The following is an 18,136-nucleotide window of genomic DNA, read 5'->3' as shown; positions in this document are numbered from 1 at the left end:
CATAATAATAAAAGCCCACCCTGTTTTCCAGTAGACCGTCGGTGTACAATTCTTCTGCGGAGAGGGAGAGGCCTTCATTAATCCAGGTCTCTACGAATGTAAGGCCGGCGGGGTTGCCGAAGACATTCCATTCACAGAAATTTACCAGATGCTGATATTCGTGGGCAATGGTAGATAGGAGACCACCCAGGTTCTGCAATCCCGGGTCGATATCTACATAGAGAATTTCCCCTCCGTTACTGTTGGGATCCATGAGCATATCTGTGCCATCGAAATAGCCTGCAATAAAGGGGTCAGATTCGTCTCTATAGTTATCCCGAATGTCCAGCAGGAGAATGATCACCCGGCCGTTTTCATCCAGGTCCGCCGGGGGGCCGTAGGTTTCGCTCACCATGGGGTAAATTTCCGAATCGAACTCTTCCAGCATGATTTCTATAATGTCCTTATCCACATCTTCATCTTTTTCCACATAGATAATGGTGGATTCGCTGTGGGCTTTAAGCTTGGCGTCTATGCTGTACCACCCGCCGTTTTCGTCACGGACATTGAATTCCCTAACCCGCTGGTCGGGAAGGAACAGGCTTCCGCATGAGCTGAGAAAGAGGATGCCGGCAAATAACGCGATGCCTTGAAGTGTGAGGGATTTTCGTCTGTTTGATAGTACGCTTTCCCGTCCCGGCAGGGAATGATTGACCTTTTTCTTCATTGAACACTATCCTTTCAGTATATTGTACGGATAATATACCCGGTTCGTCCGGATTTATCCATGAAAAGGAGCCTTCATGAGCCAAGAGATGAACGAACAGAAGCTGGACAAGGAAACATTAAAGCGTCTTTTTATTTTTCAGAAAAACGAAGTCACCGAGCATCGCATTTACACCCGCCTGGCTAAGTCGGAAAAGGATCCGGAAAACCGGAAAGTGCTGGAGAAGATTGCCGGAGAAGAGAAGAGGCATGCGGATATTTTGGCGAAATACACAGGCAAAACTCCCAAGCCCATGGGATTCAGACTTTTTTTCTACACGTTTATCGCCCGCACCATGGGGCTCACCTTCGGTGTAAAGCTGATGGAGAAGGGAGAAGAGGCCGCAGAACAATCCTACCGAGAGATTGCCCATCTGGTGCCCGAGGCCGCACAGATAGCTTCCGAGGAAGACGAGCACGAAAACCAGCTGGTGAACATGCTGAACGAGGAGCGGCTGGATTACATGGGATCCATTGTTCTGGGGTTGAATGACGCATTGGTGGAGCTTACCGGTGCCCTGGCGGGGCTGACTTTTGCTCTTCAGAATACCAACCTGACCGCCGCCGCCGGTTTAATTACCGGAATAGCTGCCAGTATGTCCATGGCGGCCAGCGAATATCTGAGCACCACTGCTGACGAGGAAGAAAAGTCCAAGGCGGTGAAATCGGCGGTGTACACCGGAATTGCCTATATTTTCACGGTAATGCTGCTGATTCTGCCCTACCTGCTGCTCCAAAGCGGCATTCTGGCATTAGCCATTACACTCACTATTGCAGTAGTCATAATCTTCCTCTTCAATTATTATATTTCCATTGCGAAAGATCTGAATTTTTCACGCCGGTTCTGGGAGATGGCCATTTTGAGCCTTGGTGTGGCTGCCATCAGCTTTGGTGTGGGCTTTGTGGTTCGTCAGGTATTCGGCATAGACGTGTAAGGAATATTGGACCCCGGAAGTTGCAGAAGGGTCTCAGGCGTATCTTTCCGGTATCAGATACCCCGGTCTGTTCCGGGGGGTATCTGTTAAGCTATACATGCAGTTAATACAGCTATTAGCAGGAAATGTAAAAAATCCGTAACAGGAAACGTGTAGATGAGAGCCGATAAAGCCCGAAACAAAGAGCAGATAATACAAACTGCGGTGAACATGCTTACTCCCTGGAATTTTGAAGCGGTGTCTTTGGATGAAATTGCCCGTGAGGCGGGAGTTACCAGGGCTACGGTATATAATCACTTTTCCTCAAAGTTGGAACTGATTAAAGAGATTACCATGCCTTCCATGGATTATGTTACCCGTGAGCTGAAGGCGGGGCTGGAAGAGGATGAGGTGACCCTGGATGGCCTGTTCGCCATTTTGTTCCGCACATATGAGCTTCATCATCAGGGGCTGGAGCTGGCCTCCTGCAAGGGTCTGAATGACGATCCGGATGTACTGGCCTCCTACGGGGAGTTTATCGGGTACTTTTGGCGATACATGGAGAGAGCCCGGCCGGAGGGGTATCCCCAGGGGAAGGAATCGTCCGGAAGGCTGATCTCCCGGATCTATCTTCCTGTCTTAAATCATCTCCACGAAGAAATGAACGGCGTCCTCCCCCATAAAGACCCCCAGAAGGAATCCCAGAAAGATTCACAGAAAGACCCCCGGGAAGCCCGGCTTTCCCGTTTTTCCCGGATACTCAGCGGGGCCCTGGGGATCTGCGCTTAACCCGCCCAGGGTACCGGCGAGGGTCGAGGCCAGCCCCCCCCCGGCGTACGGCGGGCGAGGAGGCCGGGGCCGGGCTGTATCCGAATCCGGCCGGGACCGGGTTGATTCTGAATCCGGCCGGGGGCCGGACACATGGCAGCGGCGCTCGCTTAAATAAAGAGATTCACCCCGGCACTGCTTGCGGCTTCCAGATAGCTTGCCACTCCGCCGATTTCCACGCCGTCAATCAGCTCCTCGGCCTTCACGCCCATTACATCCATGGACATCTGACATGCCACCATTCGTACGCCGTTCTCCCGGGCCTGCTCAATCATGTGTTCAAGGCTGTCGATGTTCAGCTTCTTCATCCGTCTGCGCATCATGCCCGCACCCATGCCTGCCATGTTCATTTTACTCAGTCCCAGTTTTTTGCTTCCCCGGGGGAGCATGAGCGAGAACATTTTTCCCATGAAGTCTTTTTTGACGCCCCGGGTCCTGCGGCTTTTTTTAATGACGCTCAGGCCCCAGAAGGTGAAAAAGAGGGTGACTTTTTTTCCGGCACTTGCGGCGCCGTTGGCGATGACGAAGTTGGCAAGGGCCTGGTCCAGGCTGTCGGAAAATACCACCATGGTGCTTTCATTACCGGCGTTGCTTCCGGAGCGCTTCGCCCCAGCGTTTTGGGCCCCGGGAGACTGGGCCGGAGCTTTGCGAATTTCCGCCACAATGTTGGCTCCGTCCTGCTCAAGACTCACCAGGGTGTTGCCGGTCATGTTGCACCAGCTTTTTACGTCTTTGTAGAAGCCCGGGTCGGTGGCGGTCTCCCGGATAATCTGGCCTTCCGCCGCATTGTCGACGCTTTTTTTCAGCGCCATAATCGGACCGGGACATTGAAGACCCCGGGCATCGATTTCCATTTTTTGAATATGTGTCACCCCGTCGGCCACCGCCGGAACATTATCAGTCTTACCCGCCGTGGCTGATCCCCCGAGCTTTCTGTCCGGATCCACCTGGTAGATGTTGTCGTCCTTCCAGATGGTGTCGTTTTCAAAAATGTCTTCGTTGCTCTGTTTCTGGGCGGCATACTCGTAGGTTTTGTAACCTCCTGAGAGGTTGAATACATCTTCAAAGCCATTCTGACGGAGAATTCGTTCAGCCTGATACGCCCGCAGGCCCACTCCGCAGAACACGATAATGGTCTTGTCCCGGTCAAGTTCACCCAGACGGCTCCGCACCTCATACACTGGAATGTTCACCGCCCCGTCTATGCTTCCCAGCTGATATTCCTCCGGGGTGCGCACATCCACCAGCTGTATTTCGTCGGGATTGCAGCCAGCAGCCACTTCGTTCCAATGGATGTGCCGGCTTCTGCCGGTGAGTATGTTTTCCGCCACAAATCCTGCAATGTTCACGGAATCTTTCGCAGAGGAGTAGGGGGGGGCATAGGCGTGCTCCAGCTCCATTAGGTCTTGGACGCTTCCTTCCTGCCTGACCACTGCGGCGATCATATCGATCCGTTTATCAACCCCTTCGTATCCGATGATCTGGGCCCCAAGAACCCGGCCTTCATCCTTGGAGAACAGGGTTTTAATGGTAACGGGCATGGCGTTAGGATAATAGCCTGCGTGGCTTGATCCGTGGGTGATGATCGAGTGATAGGGTATGCGGTGCTTGTTCAGTGTCTTTTCGCTGGCACCGGTGGATGCTACGGTGATGTCGAACACCTTGGCGATGGCCGTGGAAATGGAACCCCGGTACTCTTTGTTGTTCCCGAACACAATATTATCTGCACAGATCCGCCCCTGCTTGTTTGCAGGGCCTGCAAGATAGGTGATGGTGGGCTGTTTGGTAATGGGGTTGATAAATTCTATGGCATCTCCCACCGCATAAATATCTTTTGCGGAAGTCTCCAGATGGGAGTTCACCTTAATGCCACCGGTTTCCCCGGTTTCTATACCGCATTCCCGTGCCAGACGGCTTTCGGGCCTCACCCCGATGGAGAGGATTACCATATCGGTTTCAATGGTTCTGCCGCTTTGAAGGGTAATGACAATCCGTTCCTGGCCATCCTCACCTTTCTGTCTGCTGAAATTGCTTACACCGTCCTGAAGGTAGAATTCCACATCCTTGGTTTTCAGATGCTGATGTACCTGGGCGGCCATTTCATAGTCCACCACATTCATCACCTGCTGAGCCATTTCCACGATGGTGACATAGAGTCCTTTGTCGTGCAGGTTTTCCGCCATCTCCAGTCCGATAAATCCGGCACCAACAATAACGGCCTTCCGGGGCTTTTTTTCTTCCACGTAGCCTTTAATGGCATCGGTTTCCGGTACCGAACGAAGGGTGAATATTCCTTCCGACTGGATGCCCGGAATGGGAGGCTTCACCGGTTCGGCCCCAGGGGACAGCACCAGCTTGTCATAGCTCTCCCGGTACTCTTCCCCTGTTTCAAGGTTTTTTACACTGATTTGCTTGGATTCCGGATCTATGGTTGTCACTTCGCTGCGGATGCGAACATCAATATTTAAATTGTCCCGGAAGCTCTCGGGTGTCTGAACGAACAGCCGTTCCCGGTCCTGAATAACATCTCCAATGTAGTAGGGCAGGCCGCAGTTGGCATAACTGATGTACCCGCCCCGTTCGAAGATTACTATCTCTGCATCTTCCTGAATTCTTCGCAGCCGGGCAGCCGTGGTTGCGCCTCCGGCTACTCCACCGATAATTAGTACTTTCATATATGCTCCTAAATAAATATGCGGAAAAACTGATATTAGTGGTAATTGTAGGGGGGTGGGGGAGTTGTGTCAACAATATATATAAATATATATATAAAATTATATCGAAAAAACGGTGGATTCGGCCATGTCAAAAGATGCGGCTGGGAGGGGGAGCTTATTTTCGGTTGTAGAGAATATCCAGAATTTTATTGCGCTTTTCCGGCGTGGCCGGCAGGTTCATAATGTAATCCACAATTTGGGATGTACCGTTGGTAATTCCCGCCTTCCGGATTCTGGCAATGGTGGAGTCGAATAGTTCGGGGTGCTCCAGAATTTCGTTGATTTTTTCCATCATCAGCCTGGGTTTTGAGATAAACCATCCCAATTGATTATTCACCACGAAGTCCACGTTCCCCTGCTCTTGGCCGTAGAGACGCTGGGTAAGTATGAGAGGCTTTTGCAAAAGCAGGGCTTCGAAGATGGTGGCCGGCCCGGCTTTGGTCACTATTACGTCGGCCATATTCATCAGCTCGTACATGAAGTTCACAAAGCCGTACACGTGAATGGATGCCTGGGGAAATCTCCGGGCTATTTCACTCACCCGCTCATACTGACTGATATTCCTACCGCATACAAATGCAATTTGAGTATCAAGGCCCGCACGGGTGATTGCTTCCAGATACTTTTCTCCCCGGGGGAGACCTTCGCCTCCTCCGGCCATGAGAATAAGCCGTTTATCCCGGGAAAAACCGTATTCATTCCGGAGGCGAAGCCGGGTTTCCCGGTCCAGGGGTCGGTTGAATTTCGAACTGAGAATGGGGGGAAGCTGAACCACCTCCCGTTTTCTGGGAAGAAGCATGGGCGGCAGGCCCAGCCATCGCAGGGATGTCCGGGCCTGTTTGGCCGCCCGCTGGGAAAACACAATCAAGGGAGTGAACTGACGGTAGAACCAGAGGGGGTGGCAGGAAAACGGATCCAAAACTACGGTTACCATGGGAATATCAAGGCGGCGGGTCTGCCTCAGGGCCCGGAACAATGGCCTGGTGAGCAGAAAATGGAGATTCACAACCCGGGTAATTCGATGCTTCCTAATGTATTTCCGCAAAAACGGCACTGAGAAGAAGTTCATTGCCTTGGTGTGGAAATTCATTACGAAGGGGATGTTGGAGACCTGATAAATAATTGTCCAGAGAAAGGGCAGGGTCAGGGTGGAGAATCGGTATCCCCGCTCAACCAGGGTTCTCTGTATTTCGGAACCGTTGTCAGGGATGCCGTCGAAGAGGTGAATTTCCACTTCTTCCGGGGAATATCTGAATTCCAGTTCGTTCGCCAATGCCCGGGCGGCGGAAATATGCCCGCCTCCGGTGGATAAATACAGAAACAGGATCCGTTCTCTCATCTCTTTCATTGTAAAAGACTATACCACAGCAGCTGGATGCTGTCTCCCTGAATCCCCGGCTTCTTAGCCGGGCGGCTGTAATGTTCATGAACCCCCGTTCAACTTGACCATTGAGTTTATCGTCATTAGTATGGTGTCTCTGACCAACCGTACCCTCGTAAGGAGTAAGTTTTGTATAAACCAGTAGATCCCAGAGTAAGCTTTCCGAAAATGGAAGAGGCAATTCTCAATTTCTGGGAAGATAAGAGTATTTTTCAAAAATCAATCGATCAGCGAGATAATGCGGAAGAATTTGTTTTTTACGACGGACCTCCTTTTGCAACCGGACTTCCGCATTTTGGTCATTTTGTGCCAGGAACGATTAAAGATATTATCCCCAGATATCAGGCTATGAACGGCAAGAAAGTTCAACGCCGATTCGGGTGGGACTGTCATGGACTCCCCGTTGAATATGAAATGGAAAAAGAACTTGGCATTTCCGGGAAAAGTCAGATTGAAGAGTACGGGGTTGCCGAATTCAACGAAGCCTGCCGGGGCATTGTACTCCGCTACACCGGTGAGTGGGAGCAGACCGTAACCCGTATGGGACGCTGGGTGGACTTTGAGAATGACTACAAGACCATGGATCCCGACTATATGGAGTCTATCTGGTGGGTGTTCAAGCAGCTGTGGGAAAAGGGGCTTATTTATGAAGGTGCGTATATTCTTCCCTACAGCCCCAAGCTTGCCACCCCTTTGTCCAATTTTGAAGTCAATCTGGGCGGTTATAAGGATGTACATGATCCGGCGATCACCATCAAATTTACCGTAACTGGTGACAAGAATGGAAAGCTCCCCTTCAACGGCAAGGGATCAGCCGGAAACGGAAAGCTGTCGATTCTGGCCTGGACCACCACTCCCTGGACGCTGCCTTCCAACCTGGGACTGGCCGTGGGTGAAGATATAGATTATGTCCATATCTCCGACGGCGATGAAGAGTTCATTCTGGCCGAAAGCCGGCTATCCCATTACTACAAAGATGAAAACGATTACCGACTTCTCAACCGTCTAAAGGGCAGGGACCTGGAAGGCTGGCAATATGAGCCGGTATTTCCCTATTTCAAGGAACTCCACGATGAAGGTGCGTTCCGTATTCACATGGGCGATTTTGTCACCACCCAGGACGGTACGGGAATTGTTCATATCGCACCCGGCTTCGGGGAAGACGACTACAGGGTTCTGAAGCACAGCGGACTGCCGGTATTGGTACCCATCGACGCCGAGTGTCAGTTCACCGATGAAATCCCCGAGTACGCAGGTCTTTTTGTAAAAGATGCCGACAGGCCGATTATCAACGCTCTGAAGGAAAACGGAAAACTAGTGCGGAGGGAGAACTATCTCCACAGCTACCCCCACTGCTACCGTACCAAAGCGCCTCTGATCTACCGGGCAATTTCCTCCTGGTTTGTGGATATCGACAAGATCAAGCAGATCATGCTGGATGCAAATGACGAAATTAATTGGATACCCGGACATCTTCAGAAAGGACGGTTTGGAAAATGGCTGGAGAATGCACGGGAATGGGCAATCAGCAGAAACCGTTTCTGGGGAAACCCTCTGCCGATCTGGAAATGCGAAGAATGCGGTCATACAGAATGTGTGGGAAGCCGTCAGGAATTGAAGGAAAAATCCGGAGTGATGGTGGATGACCTTCATAAACACTTTGTGGATGAGATCAGCTGGAGCTGTTCCTGCGGAGATGGCGAAATGAGGCGGATTCCTGAAGTCCTTGACTGCTGGTTTGAATCCGGCGCCATGCCCTATGCCCAAAATCACTATCCCTTTGAGAACAAGGAATCGTTCGAGGCGAATTTTCCGGCGAACTTTATTGCCGAAGGTCTGGATCAGACCAGAGGCTGGTTCTACACCCTCACCGTACTTGCCGCAGCCCTCTTCGAAAAACCGGCATTCAAAAACGTGGTGGTGAACGGACTGGTTCTGGCGGAAGACGGCAGAAAAATGTCCAAGAGCGAACGGAACTATTCCGACCCGGTGGAAATCATCGGCACCTACGGCGCGGATGCCCTGCGCCTGTTCCTCATGGATTCGGCGGTGGTCCGTGCTGAGGATCTCAAATACTCCGACGACGGGGTGAAAGAGGTGCTCAAATCGGTAATTATTCCCCTATGGAACGCCTACAGCTTCTTTGTCACCTATGCGAACATCGACGGCGTACAGCCCGATGCTGCGCCGGAAAATCCGACCAATCCCCTGGACCGCTGGATTCTCTCGGCAATAGAAACCCTTGTGGAGGAAGTGCGGGCGAACCTGGACGCATATGATCTCCAGCGCGCAGTGGATCCCGTTGTGAAATTTATCGACCAGCTGAACAACTGGTATATCCGCCGAAGCCGCAGAAGATTCTGGCGGAGTGAAAACGACGATGACAAGCTGGAGGCCTACTCCACCCTCTATGAGGTTCTGGTGAAACTGGTGCAGGTGGCAGCTCCCTTCGTTCCCTTTATCAGCGAGGAGATTTTCCAAAATCTGAAAACAGAGGGTATGAGCGAGTCGGTGCATCTCAGTGATTTCCCTGTGGTGAACGATCAGCGCCGAGACGGATTGCTTGAGCATAAAATGGCAATTACCCAGCAGGCGGTGAGCATGGGACGGGCAATCCGCAGTCTTCATAACCTGAAGGTCCGTCAGCCTCTGAATGCCATCCATCTGGTTACGAAAAACCGGGATGAAAAAAATATTCTCATTGAAATGGAAGACATTATCCGGGAAGAGCTGAATGTGAAGGAAGTGATCTTCCGGGATAACGAGGAAGATCTGGTGGAATACTCCGCCAAAGCGAACTTCCGGGTTCTGGGTAAGGAACTGGGGAAGGATATGAAAGAGGCTGCGGAGAAAATCGCCGCCCTGAACCCCACCGAAATACAGAGCATTCTCGACGGTAACACCCTCAGTCTCGATATCAGCACCAGAAGCATCGACCTTACAATTGATTCAATTATCGTTCAGCGGGAAGAGAAAGAGGGGTTGAAGGTGCTCAATGAAGGCAGCCTTACCGTCGCTCTTGACCCGGTGGTTACCGAAGAGCTGAGACAGGAAGGTCTGGTGCGGGATCTTGTCCGGGGTATTCAAAACCTCCGGAAGGACAGCGGCCTTGAAGTAACCGACCGGATAAACCTGGTGGTCAACCCAGATGAAGAGCTTCATGAATCCCTGGACGCCCATAAGGAATACTTCCAGAGCGAAGTGCTCTGTGACAGTCTGGAATACAGTCAGGAACCCCAGTCGTCCCAGATAAACTCCGGAGAAGTCGCATGTACAGTGACACTGGCCAAAAGCTGAAGATTTCCTCCCCCCTCCTCCGGCTGGGAATTGTCCTGTTGGGGGTATCGGCCCTCCTGCTGATTTCCGGCTGTGTGAGTACCCGGCTGCCGGGTCTGAGGGAAGGGGGCTCCCCCCAGGAGGGTGCGCGGTCTCTGGAAGCGCCGCCCCATTTAACCCGTCTCTCAGCTTCCGGAATAGATGCCGTCCAGCTTGAGATCGAAACAACCCCCGAAGATATTCTGAACATGTTTTTCGCCGATGACATGGACGATCGATCCCTGAATATGATCCGGCGCTATTTCCAGCGGCTTGTCATTGCATTTCCCCGCCGGGGAATGCTCCCCGGAGAGGGGCCGGTAATCTATGCCGGCCATTCTATTCCATGGTGGATTCTTCGCTGGCAGTTGAAGAAAAACGGTTTTGAAAAACTACGCTTCCATGGTCCGGGGGGCAGGGTAACCCGTTTTGTTATGCCCTCACAGGGTATGGGCAGCACAAGTCTGGTGAAAATCAACCGAGGCACAATTGCTATCACCCTGGGTACTCCCCTGAATGCGTCTCCCGGTGAACTGCTGGCCGAACAGGAGCGGATCGCATCGCTGTACTCCATAATTACAGAACGCAGCGGTAAAAGTGAGACAGTAGCCCCTTCGGGGGATGATAAATCCCAGTACTCTGAAATTGCTGAAAAACCCGGTGCTGCTGAAGATTCGGATATGCCGGGGGTTTCAGATATCGTACGGGAAGATCAGTTCCTTTTTGCAGGCTTCAGCTCCCCGAGCCCAATGGGCGGCGCCGGAGGCGCCGGAGCCTCTCCTGCTTCCCTGTTCGGATTCATATCCCTGGATCCAGGGCTTCTGGATAGTTTGTGGATCGGACTGCATGAGAAAGGTGATCTGTTAGGAATGAATATCCTGGTTGAAACCGGGGGAGAGAACCGTGCCCGTGCCCTCAATGGGGTTCTGCGTCTGCTGCTATTGCGTCAGCTCAGAGGGACGCTGCCCGGTCTGGACGAAGAGGAATACCGGGAACTGATCCGGATGGAGCGCAGAGGAACTTCCCTGATTATCATCGATTACCCCCTGAGCTCCCGCATGCTGCTCAACTGATAAGCTCAGAATAGAGAACCGGAGCTATAGGGTGGCGGAACCGAAGCTATAGGGTGGCGGAACCGGAACCATAGGTGGAGGGGCTGGAGAATGGGGTATACTAAGCCGTCATGTTTAACACAGAGCAACCGTAAAACGACCCGAGACCCAAGGAGGGATGATGATAACCGTAATAGATTATGATGCAGGCAATCTCCGCTCGGTGGAAACGGCCCTGGAATATGTAGGCGCCCGATACCGGGTAAGTCCCGATCCCGGTCATATTGCAACGGCTGATAAAATTCTCTTTCCCGGTGTGGGAGAGGCAGCCCATGCCATGGCCGTACTCCGGGAGCGGGGCATTCCCGACGCACTTTCAGAAGCAATAACCCGGGGAACTCCGGTTCTTGGAATTTGTATCGGGAGTCAGATTATCCTGGATTCCTCGGAAGAGGGGCCCACAGAATGTCTGGGCTTAGAGACAGGCAGGGCGAAATACTTCTCCCGGGAGTTTGGGAATCGGGGAATTCAAGGGCTGAAGGTGCCCCATATGGGTTGGAATCAGGTGCGGGTACATGAAGAGCACCCCTCCGCGGGCTTGTTCCGGGGCATACCCGATAACTCAAGCTTTTACTTTGTTCACAGCTATTATCCTGAACCCGCCGATCCGTCAGTGTATCTGGCAGAAAGCGATTATGGTTTTCCGTTTGTCTCAGCCTATGGCAGGGATAACCTGATTGCGTGTCAGTTTCATCCTGAAAAGTCCGGACCCGCCGGCTTGCGGCTGCTGGAGAATTTTATCAGGGATTTCTAGTTAAAAGATGATTCCAACGGAGGATGCAGATGCTTGAAAAACGGGTAATCGTCTGCCTGGATGTACGTGACGGGAAGACGACCAAAGGAATTAAGTTCAAAGGGAATGTTGATATCGGCGATCCGGTGGAAATGGCCCGTGATTACTATGAACAGGGCTGTGATGAACTGGTGTTTTACGATATCACCGCATCCAGTGAAAACCGGGGCATATTTATCGATGTGGTGGAAAAAGTTGCCAGAGAAATCTTCATTCCTTTTTGCGTTGGGGGCGGTCTTTCGGGAATCGATGATATCCGCAGGGTAATCTCCGCCGGGGCGGAGAAGGTGAGTCTCAACTCCCAGGCAGTGAAAAATCCCGGAATTATTTCCCAGGGGGCGGCGGTGTTCGGCCGGCAGTGTATTGTGCTGGGCATGGACGCCTTGAAGGATGAGCACATGCCCTCGGGCTACCAGGTGGTGATTAACGGGGGCCGCACAAAGACGGGAAAGGATGCCCTTGAGTGGGCGCTGAAAGCCCAACAGCTGGGAGCGGGGGAGATTGTACTGAACTCAATCGACACCGACGGCGTGCGCAACGGATATGAAATTCAACTCACTTCCATGATCAGCCGGGCGGTTGATATTCCCGTGGTGGCTTCCGGTGGAGCCGGACGCCCCGAGCATCTAAGTGAAGTCCTTACCCGGGGGCATGCGGATGCAGCCCTTGTTGCCAGCATGGTCCACTATGGTGATTACAGCATATCCCGGATCAAGGAAACATTAAGAAAGGACGGCGTCGCGGTGCGCATCCCGGAGAAGATAGTGTAACGGAATATCTTGTCCTAATGAAAAAAAACCGATATATTTATTCTGGAAGTACTTTCTTATATATTAAAATAGTTATATAGTATAACGGAGAATAGAAATGCCCTATTATGATTATGAATGTAAAAGCTGCGGACATGAGTTCGAAACGTTTCAAAGCATGTCCGATGCACCTCTTCAGGAGTGCCCGGAATGCCGGACCGCCAGTCTGCGCCGGCTCATCGGAGGCGGAAGCGGCGTGATATTTAAAGGCAGCGGCTTTTACATTAATGACAGCCGGAAAAAAAGCACCGGAGAGCAGGGCGGCGGCTCAAAGAGCAGCAGCTCACAGAGCAGTCCGGCAACCAGCTCCGCCAAATGAGCGGCTGTGACGCCAGATGGCTGGGTCTAAGGAGAAATGAATGAGCAATGTTCAACAAGTTGATTCCCTTGATACTTCCCGGGCGGAAGAATTTGCGGATGCAAACTGCCCTGAAGACGTTATGGCCGATGCGGCGCAAAAGCTGAAAGTATGCGGACATCCTGTTCGGTTGAAACTCCTGTGTATGATTTCCCAGCATGCCGAACCCTGTGTGAGTGAACTGTGGGTATGTCTCAACCAGCCTCAGCCTGTTGTGAGTCAACACCTGGCCATTTTGAAAGAAAAGGGAATCGTCCAGTCTGAAGTGAAAGGAAACCGGAGGATATATTCCATTGTGGATCCTTTTATTGACCGACTGGTTGGAAGTATCCGGAAAAAAGTGGATGAAGTGGAGATGGAGGATGCGGCACTGGAAGCCTGATCCTCCGCTTTACAACCCTCACCCTTCCGCTGTACTCTTTCCACCATGAAGAGACAGATGCAATTTACCCTCGGGGAGTTCTCCACCCGACTTAGCCTCCATGAAGAAGCAGCGGATGTAATGACAGATCTGCACAATCCTATGCTTCTTATCTGCGATGAAAACACTCTGAAACTGATTCAATCCCATTCCCTGCTTCCCGCCGGCACTCAGCTGCCCGAAGTCCGAAGCGAGGAAGATCTATCCGGGCTGGTGGAGACCCCAGCGTCCGCTCACTATGCTCCCCAGGCGGCGGTGGTGCTCCCTCCGGGAGAATCGGGGAAAACCCTTCCCAATGTGGAACTGATCCTGAAGACCGCGTTTTCTCTGGGATTTGCCAGGGACAGCAGTTTCGTGGCACTGGGAGGCGGTGCCGTCACCGATGCGGCCGCATTCGCATCTTCCCTGTTTATGCGGGGGAACACATTAATTCTTATTCCCACAACCCTCCTGGCCATGGTTGATGCAGCCTTCGGGGGAAAGACGGGGATCAACTATTACGGCTATAAAAATATGGTGGGGAGTTTTTATCCCGCCGGCCAGCTGCGGGTATACCCCGGCTTCCTCAAGAATTTACCCCAGCGTGAATACCTGAGCGGTCTGGCGGAAGTAATTAAAAGCGCAATGCTGGACGATGCCGAACTGTTTACATACCTGGAAAAGCAGCGCAGTTCGATTCTGAACCGGGATCCCCAGGCCCTGGAACATATCATCTGGAAGAGTCTTATGGTGAAAGGACGGGTGGTGTTGGCGGATCTCAGGGAAGGGGGAATACGGGCCCAGCTGAATCTGGGTCACACCTTCGCTCATGCCCTGGAAGCGGTGAGCGGTCTCGGTTTGTGGAGCCATGGGGAAGCGGTTGCCTGGGGGCTTCTCCGGGCTCTTGAGCTGGGCAGAGTTCTGGAGGTAACCCCCGATTCATATATCTCCCGGGTGGAGACACTTCTCAGGACATACGGGTACCGACTGGATTCAAGCGGCTGTCCGTCAGATAAGCTGATCCATGCCATGAAAAATGATAAGAAGAAAAAAGGCGGTCAGGTGGGATTTATTCTCCAGAAAGATCTGTGTGAAACGTTCCAACGGCCGGTAGAGGATGCGGCAATTTTACAAGTGCTCAACTGAATCGACTCCAGGAAGGCGGGCCGCTTCCTCCCAGTCGCTGAGACCGGGGGTGCAGGGGGCGGTATGGATAGTGCCCGGATGATTCCGGATGAAGGGAATCAGCCCTTGGAGTTCACCGGGCAGCAGCCTCTCAATCCAATCCGGGTCTTCTCGTCTCCGCTCCGCCAGCCGTCTGCGTTTATCGGTGGAGTAATTCCGTTTTTCCAGCATGGAACGAAGCACTTCAATATCCTTTCCGGAATAGCTGCATCCCTCCTGCTCTCCTCCTGAAACGGAAAGACCGATCCGGGCCAGCAGCACGGCTGCATCCCTGTCGCCTCCCATAATTCCCGGTAGAGCGTCATAGAGCCGGGCAAGAGTAATCCAGGGATCGGAGAATGAAGGCTCAAGGGCGATGGAGCGTAGCATGCTGTTTCTCACCACATCAATCTCCCTCAGGGCGGCAAATATTCCTTTCTGCTCCCCTAAAGCTCCTGCGGCAACCCCGTACCAGTACCAGGAACGGGAGGAATCCGGTGAGATCTCAAGGGCGCGGGCGGCCCATCCAAGCGCCTTCTCATAATCGCCGATGAGCTCGTTTTTCGAAAGCAGGCTCTCCTCAAGTCGTGTGCGGTTCACCATCGTCCAGGCTTTTCGCCACAGGAGCGCAGCCTGGAAAGCTGAAGCATCATCCCGACTCTCAGATACCGCTGAATTCTCAAGGCTGCGAATTGCCTCAAAGGCGGCCGCGTACTCTCCTTCTTCAATCAGCACATCGATGTCATCAAGGAGCTGGGCGGACAGATTCACCGATGAAAAAAGGATGCCGATAAGCAAGGGGAAGAGAAAACGGGATATGGAACCTAGTCTGTTACAGTTCATCTAATAATTGCGAAAAGTGCCGGTACAGCGATCCGCTGAGCTCCTTCAATTCCGGTATTCCCGGAGGCAGGGTATGGCCTCCCCCCTGGGATCTCACTGCCTCCAGGGCTGCAAGATCATCAAAGAGGGAATCAAGGCTTGCCAAACTGTCGCTCAAGGAGCTGCTGAAATTTTTCACAGCCTTCAGCCAGTACAACCCCTGGTTATCAGTATAGAGGGAAATAAAGCCCAGTTCACGATCATTTTTCTTCACCGGACTGATTCCCGGCATATACCCCAAAAGACTGCTTACTTCATCCGGGAGTTCCCAGGGGCTCACCTTGGCGGTCTTGGGCCAGTGTTCCCGGAAATGGGTTTCGGGACTGAGAATCCGGGCTATGCCCATGGCGTTGCCCAGCCGCTCCTGCTTCAAAAACAGATATTTTCGGTAGCTTACGATTATCCGGAGGTCCCGGTGCTGGGGGATGAGTTCCACATCCTCCCGGTGAGCAAGGGATGAGAGTTCTCTCCAGCTCAATTCCAGAATCTTCTTTTTTCCCTTAAACGGTTTCAGGGGAAATGTCTCACCGGCAATGCGGACTTCCATTCCATCGGGGCTGATTTTATCCTTCGGCGCAGCACGGCTCCCGTTTTTCGGGGATAGGTCTGCCTGGAATGAGCTGCTGTCCCTGGATACCTGATCCGTAGTGCGGATTTTCCGTCGTCCCATACCCGCTGCTGGTTTTTCCCCGGATTTGCTTCGCCCGCTTTCCAGTCTCCGGGCAAGCTCTTTGCTTTTCTTGCCTTTCTTGCCGCCGCCGGAATTCTTATCCAGTTGTCTGGCCAGCATGCCGGATATTTCCGGGGATATCCGCTTCAGCCACTCTGCTTTGAGAGGGCTGACGCTCCGGGCGAAGGTGCGGCTGGTTTTTACAATTTCTCCCGCTACCATGATATCCGGTGTTTCCCGGAACATCACTGATCCGGGGTGAATTTCAATTCTGTCTGCGGTGAGGCTCTTGTAGGAACTCCGCCCGGTTCTCACACAGATAAACTGCATCAGGCCTGTGGATACTGCGCAAAGGTAGGCGGCCAGCATTTCACCCTTCAGGGGAAAAACCGGGGAGGGTATGGGGACGCCCATTTCTGAGACGATCTCTCCCAACTGTTCCTTTACATTGGCGATCTCCGCCATAATCTGTTCATCCAGATAATAGCGCTTACAAAACTTTTCTTTGTTCTGACTGTCCCTGTAGGATCGAAGCATCTTCAAATAGCTTACGAAATCCCCCGCCTCATCCCGGAAATGATGGTGGGCGTTCCGGGCCTCGCTTTCTTCTCCCTGGGGAAGCAGAAAGGGGTTGTTGGTGGTGAGAAAGCTGGTTGCCGTTACCACATGATCCAGAACGTCCGGATATCTGTGCACCCCTTCAATAATCATTCTTGAATGCCGGGGCAGCAGGGGAAAACGGGCCATCTGCCGCCCGGTGTTGCTAAGACTCCTGTCTTCGTCCAGGGCCTCAAGCAAATTGAGGGTTTCTACGGCACTTGCTATGCCTCCCCTGCCCGGGGAAGAAATAAAGTCAAAGGACTCAAAATCCCTGATGCCCAGTTCCGCCATCCGAAGTACCACCTCAGACAGGTCTGTACGGTAGATTTCTTCCTGGGTGTAATCCGGACGGTATTGAAAATCATCCATGGGATACAAACGGTAGCAGGTTCCCGGCTGAGTTCTTCCGGCCCGTCCCCTCCGCTGGTTTGCAGACGCCTTGGAAATCGGCTTTTCCACCAGACTGGATGTGAAGGTCCGGGGATTATAAAAATTCATTTTCGCAAGCCCCGAATCTATTACCGTGGTAATTCCATCGATGGTGATGGATGTCTCGGCAATATTGGTGGCTACCACCAGTTTAATTTTTCCCGGGGGCGGGGGAGGAAAAACTTCATCCTGTTCTTCTTTGCTCAATCTGCCATAAAGGGGGAGAATGTAGAGCTTTTTCCGGAAGGGCTGGGAGTACAGGGCGGTGATGGTGTCTTTAATGATCCGTTCGCCGGAGAGAAATATCAGCATATCCCCCTGCCGTTTCTCATCAATAACATGTCCCACAATTTCCACAATTTTTTGAACCAGCGCTTCATCATTCCCCTGAACCGGAGGAGGAGCATAGATGGTGCTCACCGGGAATGTTTCCGTATCGATCCGAACTACAGGAGCGGAAGCGAAATAGGCTGAGAATATATCTGCGTTGATAGTGGCTGAAGAGATGATTAATTTTAAATCCGGGCGCAGCTCCAGACTCCGTTTCAGCAGTCCCAGAATAAAATCGATATTGAGACTCCGTTCATGGGCCTCATCCACCATGATAACCGAATACCGGCTCAGGTTGGGGTCTGCCTTCAATTCCTGGAGGAGGATGCCGTCGGTCATCACCTTGATCCGTGTATCTCCGGAGGTTGTGTCGTGAAAACGCATCTTGTACCCGCAGAATGATCGGGCCTGTTCGCCAAGTTCCCGATGCAGCTGCTTCCGGATATATTCGCTTACGCTTACCGCTGCAATGCGCCGGGGCTGGGTAATTCCGATAATACCCCGGTTCTCGAAACCTGCTTCGTGGAGAATGATGGGCAATTGGGTGGTTTTTCCGCTGCCCGTGGGACTCTCCACCACGATTACCTGATGGTCACGGAGTGAGCTGAGAATTTTCTCCCGCTGCTGGTACACCGGCAGATCTCGGGGGTTCATATGCCTTCCTCTTGGATCGTTGCTGTTGGGACCAAT

At 52.4% G+C, this 18,136-nt stretch carries 14 protein-coding genes; 9 read left to right on the top strand and 5 right to left on the bottom strand.

The genetic code is table 11. The features are described from left to right. A partial coding sequence (locus AC52PS_RS08770; protein WP_495562682.1) for a hypothetical protein occupies positions 1 to 706 on the bottom strand: 706 nt, incomplete at its 3' end. A gap of 76 nt (positions 707 to 782) precedes the next feature. Between AC52PS_RS08770 and AC52PS_RS08765 the strand changes: the two genes are divergently transcribed. After that, positions 783 to 1,679: a VIT1/CCC1 transporter family protein gene (locus AC52PS_RS08765; RefSeq protein ID WP_495562681.1), complete on the top strand. Its 897-nt coding sequence runs from the start codon at positions 783 to 785 to the stop codon at positions 1,677 to 1,679. Positions 1,680 to 1,835: 156 nt separating this feature from the next. Then, complete coding sequence (locus AC52PS_RS08760) at positions 1,836 to 2,447, top strand: TetR/AcrR family transcriptional regulator (protein WP_495562680.1); 612 nt, start codon at positions 1,836 to 1,838, stop codon at positions 2,445 to 2,447. 149 nt (positions 2,448 to 2,596) lie between these two features. On the opposite strand, the gene AC52PS_RS08755 is transcribed toward AC52PS_RS08760, so the two are convergent. After that, a complete protein-coding gene (locus AC52PS_RS08755; RefSeq protein ID WP_495562679.1) occupies positions 2,597 to 5,161 on the bottom strand; it encodes an FAD-dependent oxidoreductase in 2,565 nt (854 codons plus the stop codon). Between the two features lie 157 nt (positions 5,162 to 5,318). Beyond that, the gene (locus tag AC52PS_RS08750) at positions 5,319 to 6,551 is read right to left on the bottom strand and encodes a glycosyltransferase (protein ID WP_495562678.1); all 1,233 of its coding nucleotides are present in this window, start codon (positions 6,549 to 6,551) and stop codon (positions 5,319 to 5,321) included. Between the two features lie 162 nt (positions 6,552 to 6,713). Here AC52PS_RS08750 and ileS point away from each other — a divergent pair, with 162 nt between their 5' ends. From ileS to AC52PS_RS08715, 7 genes are all read left to right on the top strand, one after another. Next, positions 6,714 to 9,881 carry an isoleucine--tRNA ligase gene (gene ileS, locus AC52PS_RS08745; protein WP_495562677.1) on the top strand — a complete coding sequence of 1,056 codons (3,168 nt, stop codon included), beginning with the start codon at positions 6,714 to 6,716 and terminating at the stop codon, positions 9,879 to 9,881. Then, the gene (locus AC52PS_RS08740; protein WP_495562676.1) at positions 9,854 to 10,972 is read left to right on the top strand and encodes a hypothetical protein; all 1,119 of its coding nucleotides are present in this window, start codon (positions 9,854 to 9,856) and stop codon (positions 10,970 to 10,972) included. The genes ileS and AC52PS_RS08740 overlap by 28 nt, the downstream gene beginning before the upstream one ends. 160 nt (positions 10,973 to 11,132) lie before the next feature. After that, positions 11,133 to 11,765 (top strand): imidazole glycerol phosphate synthase subunit HisH, encoded by a 633-nt coding sequence (gene hisH / locus AC52PS_RS08735; protein ID WP_495562675.1) that lies wholly within the window; start codon positions 11,133 to 11,135, stop codon positions 11,763 to 11,765. Between the two features lie 29 nt (positions 11,766 to 11,794). Further along, a complete protein-coding gene (gene hisF, locus AC52PS_RS08730; protein WP_495562674.1) occupies positions 11,795 to 12,574 on the top strand; it encodes an imidazole glycerol phosphate synthase subunit HisF in 780 nt (259 codons plus the stop codon). 97 nt (positions 12,575 to 12,671) lie between these two features. Continuing rightward, positions 12,672 to 12,932 (top strand): FmdB family zinc ribbon protein, encoded by a 261-nt coding sequence (locus tag AC52PS_RS08725; RefSeq protein WP_495562673.1) that lies wholly within the window; start codon positions 12,672 to 12,674, stop codon positions 12,930 to 12,932. Positions 12,933 to 12,972: 40 nt separating this feature from the next. Then, entirely contained in the window at positions 12,973 to 13,353 is a 381-nt protein-coding gene (locus AC52PS_RS08720) for an ArsR/SmtB family transcription factor (protein ID WP_495562672.1), read from the top strand. A 45-nt stretch (positions 13,354 to 13,398) separates the two neighbouring features. Beyond that, positions 13,399 to 14,517, top strand: a complete 1,119-nt coding sequence (locus AC52PS_RS08715; RefSeq protein WP_495562671.1) for a 3-dehydroquinate synthase — start codon at positions 13,399 to 13,401, stop codon at positions 14,515 to 14,517. On the opposite strand, the gene AC52PS_RS08710 is transcribed toward AC52PS_RS08715, so the two are convergent. Continuing rightward, on the bottom strand, positions 14,500 to 15,378 hold the full coding sequence (locus AC52PS_RS08710; protein ID WP_495562670.1) for a hypothetical protein: 879 nt from the start codon (positions 15,376 to 15,378) through the stop codon (positions 14,500 to 14,502). The two genes, AC52PS_RS08715 and AC52PS_RS08710, sit on opposite strands and share 18 nt — an antisense overlap. Beyond that, complete coding sequence (locus AC52PS_RS08705) at positions 15,368 to 18,100, bottom strand: helicase-related protein (protein ID WP_495562669.1); 2,733 nt, start codon at positions 18,098 to 18,100, stop codon at positions 15,368 to 15,370. Before AC52PS_RS08705 ends, AC52PS_RS08710 begins: the two co-directional genes overlap by 11 nt. Between the last annotated feature and the right edge of the window lie 36 nt (positions 18,101 to 18,136).

This window comes from Salinispira sp., assembly GCF_059431795.1.
Note: the sequence above shows the minus strand (reverse complement) of the source record. Positions and strands in the feature narration are given on the sequence as shown.

Coding starts and splice junctions, on each gene's coding strand:
- AC52PS_RS08760 (WP_495562680.1), top strand. CDS start 1,836: ATGAGAGCCGATAAAGCCCGAAACAAAGAGCAGATAATACAAACTGCG.
- AC52PS_RS08755 (WP_495562679.1), bottom strand. CDS start 5,161: ATGAAAGTACTAATTATCGGTGGAGTAGCCGGAGGCGCAACCACGGCT.
- hisF (WP_495562674.1), top strand. CDS start 11,795: ATGCTTGAAAAACGGGTAATCGTCTGCCTGGATGTACGTGACGGGAAG.
- hisH (WP_495562675.1), top strand. CDS start 11,133: ATGATAACCGTAATAGATTATGATGCAGGCAATCTCCGCTCGGTGGAA.
- AC52PS_RS08715 (WP_495562671.1), top strand. CDS start 13,399: ATGAAGAGACAGATGCAATTTACCCTCGGGGAGTTCTCCACCCGACTT.
- AC52PS_RS08720 (WP_495562672.1), top strand. CDS start 12,973: ATGAGCAATGTTCAACAAGTTGATTCCCTTGATACTTCCCGGGCGGAA.
- AC52PS_RS08750 (WP_495562678.1), bottom strand. CDS start 6,551: ATGAAAGAGATGAGAGAACGGATCCTGTTTCTGTATTTATCCACCGGA.
- AC52PS_RS08725 (WP_495562673.1), top strand. CDS start 12,672: ATGCCCTATTATGATTATGAATGTAAAAGCTGCGGACATGAGTTCGAA.
- AC52PS_RS08765 (WP_495562681.1), top strand. CDS start 783: ATGAGCCAAGAGATGAACGAACAGAAGCTGGACAAGGAAACATTAAAG.
- AC52PS_RS08710 (WP_495562670.1), bottom strand. CDS start 15,378: ATGAACTGTAACAGACTAGGTTCCATATCCCGTTTTCTCTTCCCCTTG.
- AC52PS_RS08740 (WP_495562676.1), top strand. CDS start 9,854: ATGTACAGTGACACTGGCCAAAAGCTGAAGATTTCCTCCCCCCTCCTC.
- AC52PS_RS08705 (WP_495562669.1), bottom strand. CDS start 18,100: ATGAACCCCCGAGATCTGCCGGTGTACCAGCAGCGGGAGAAAATTCTC.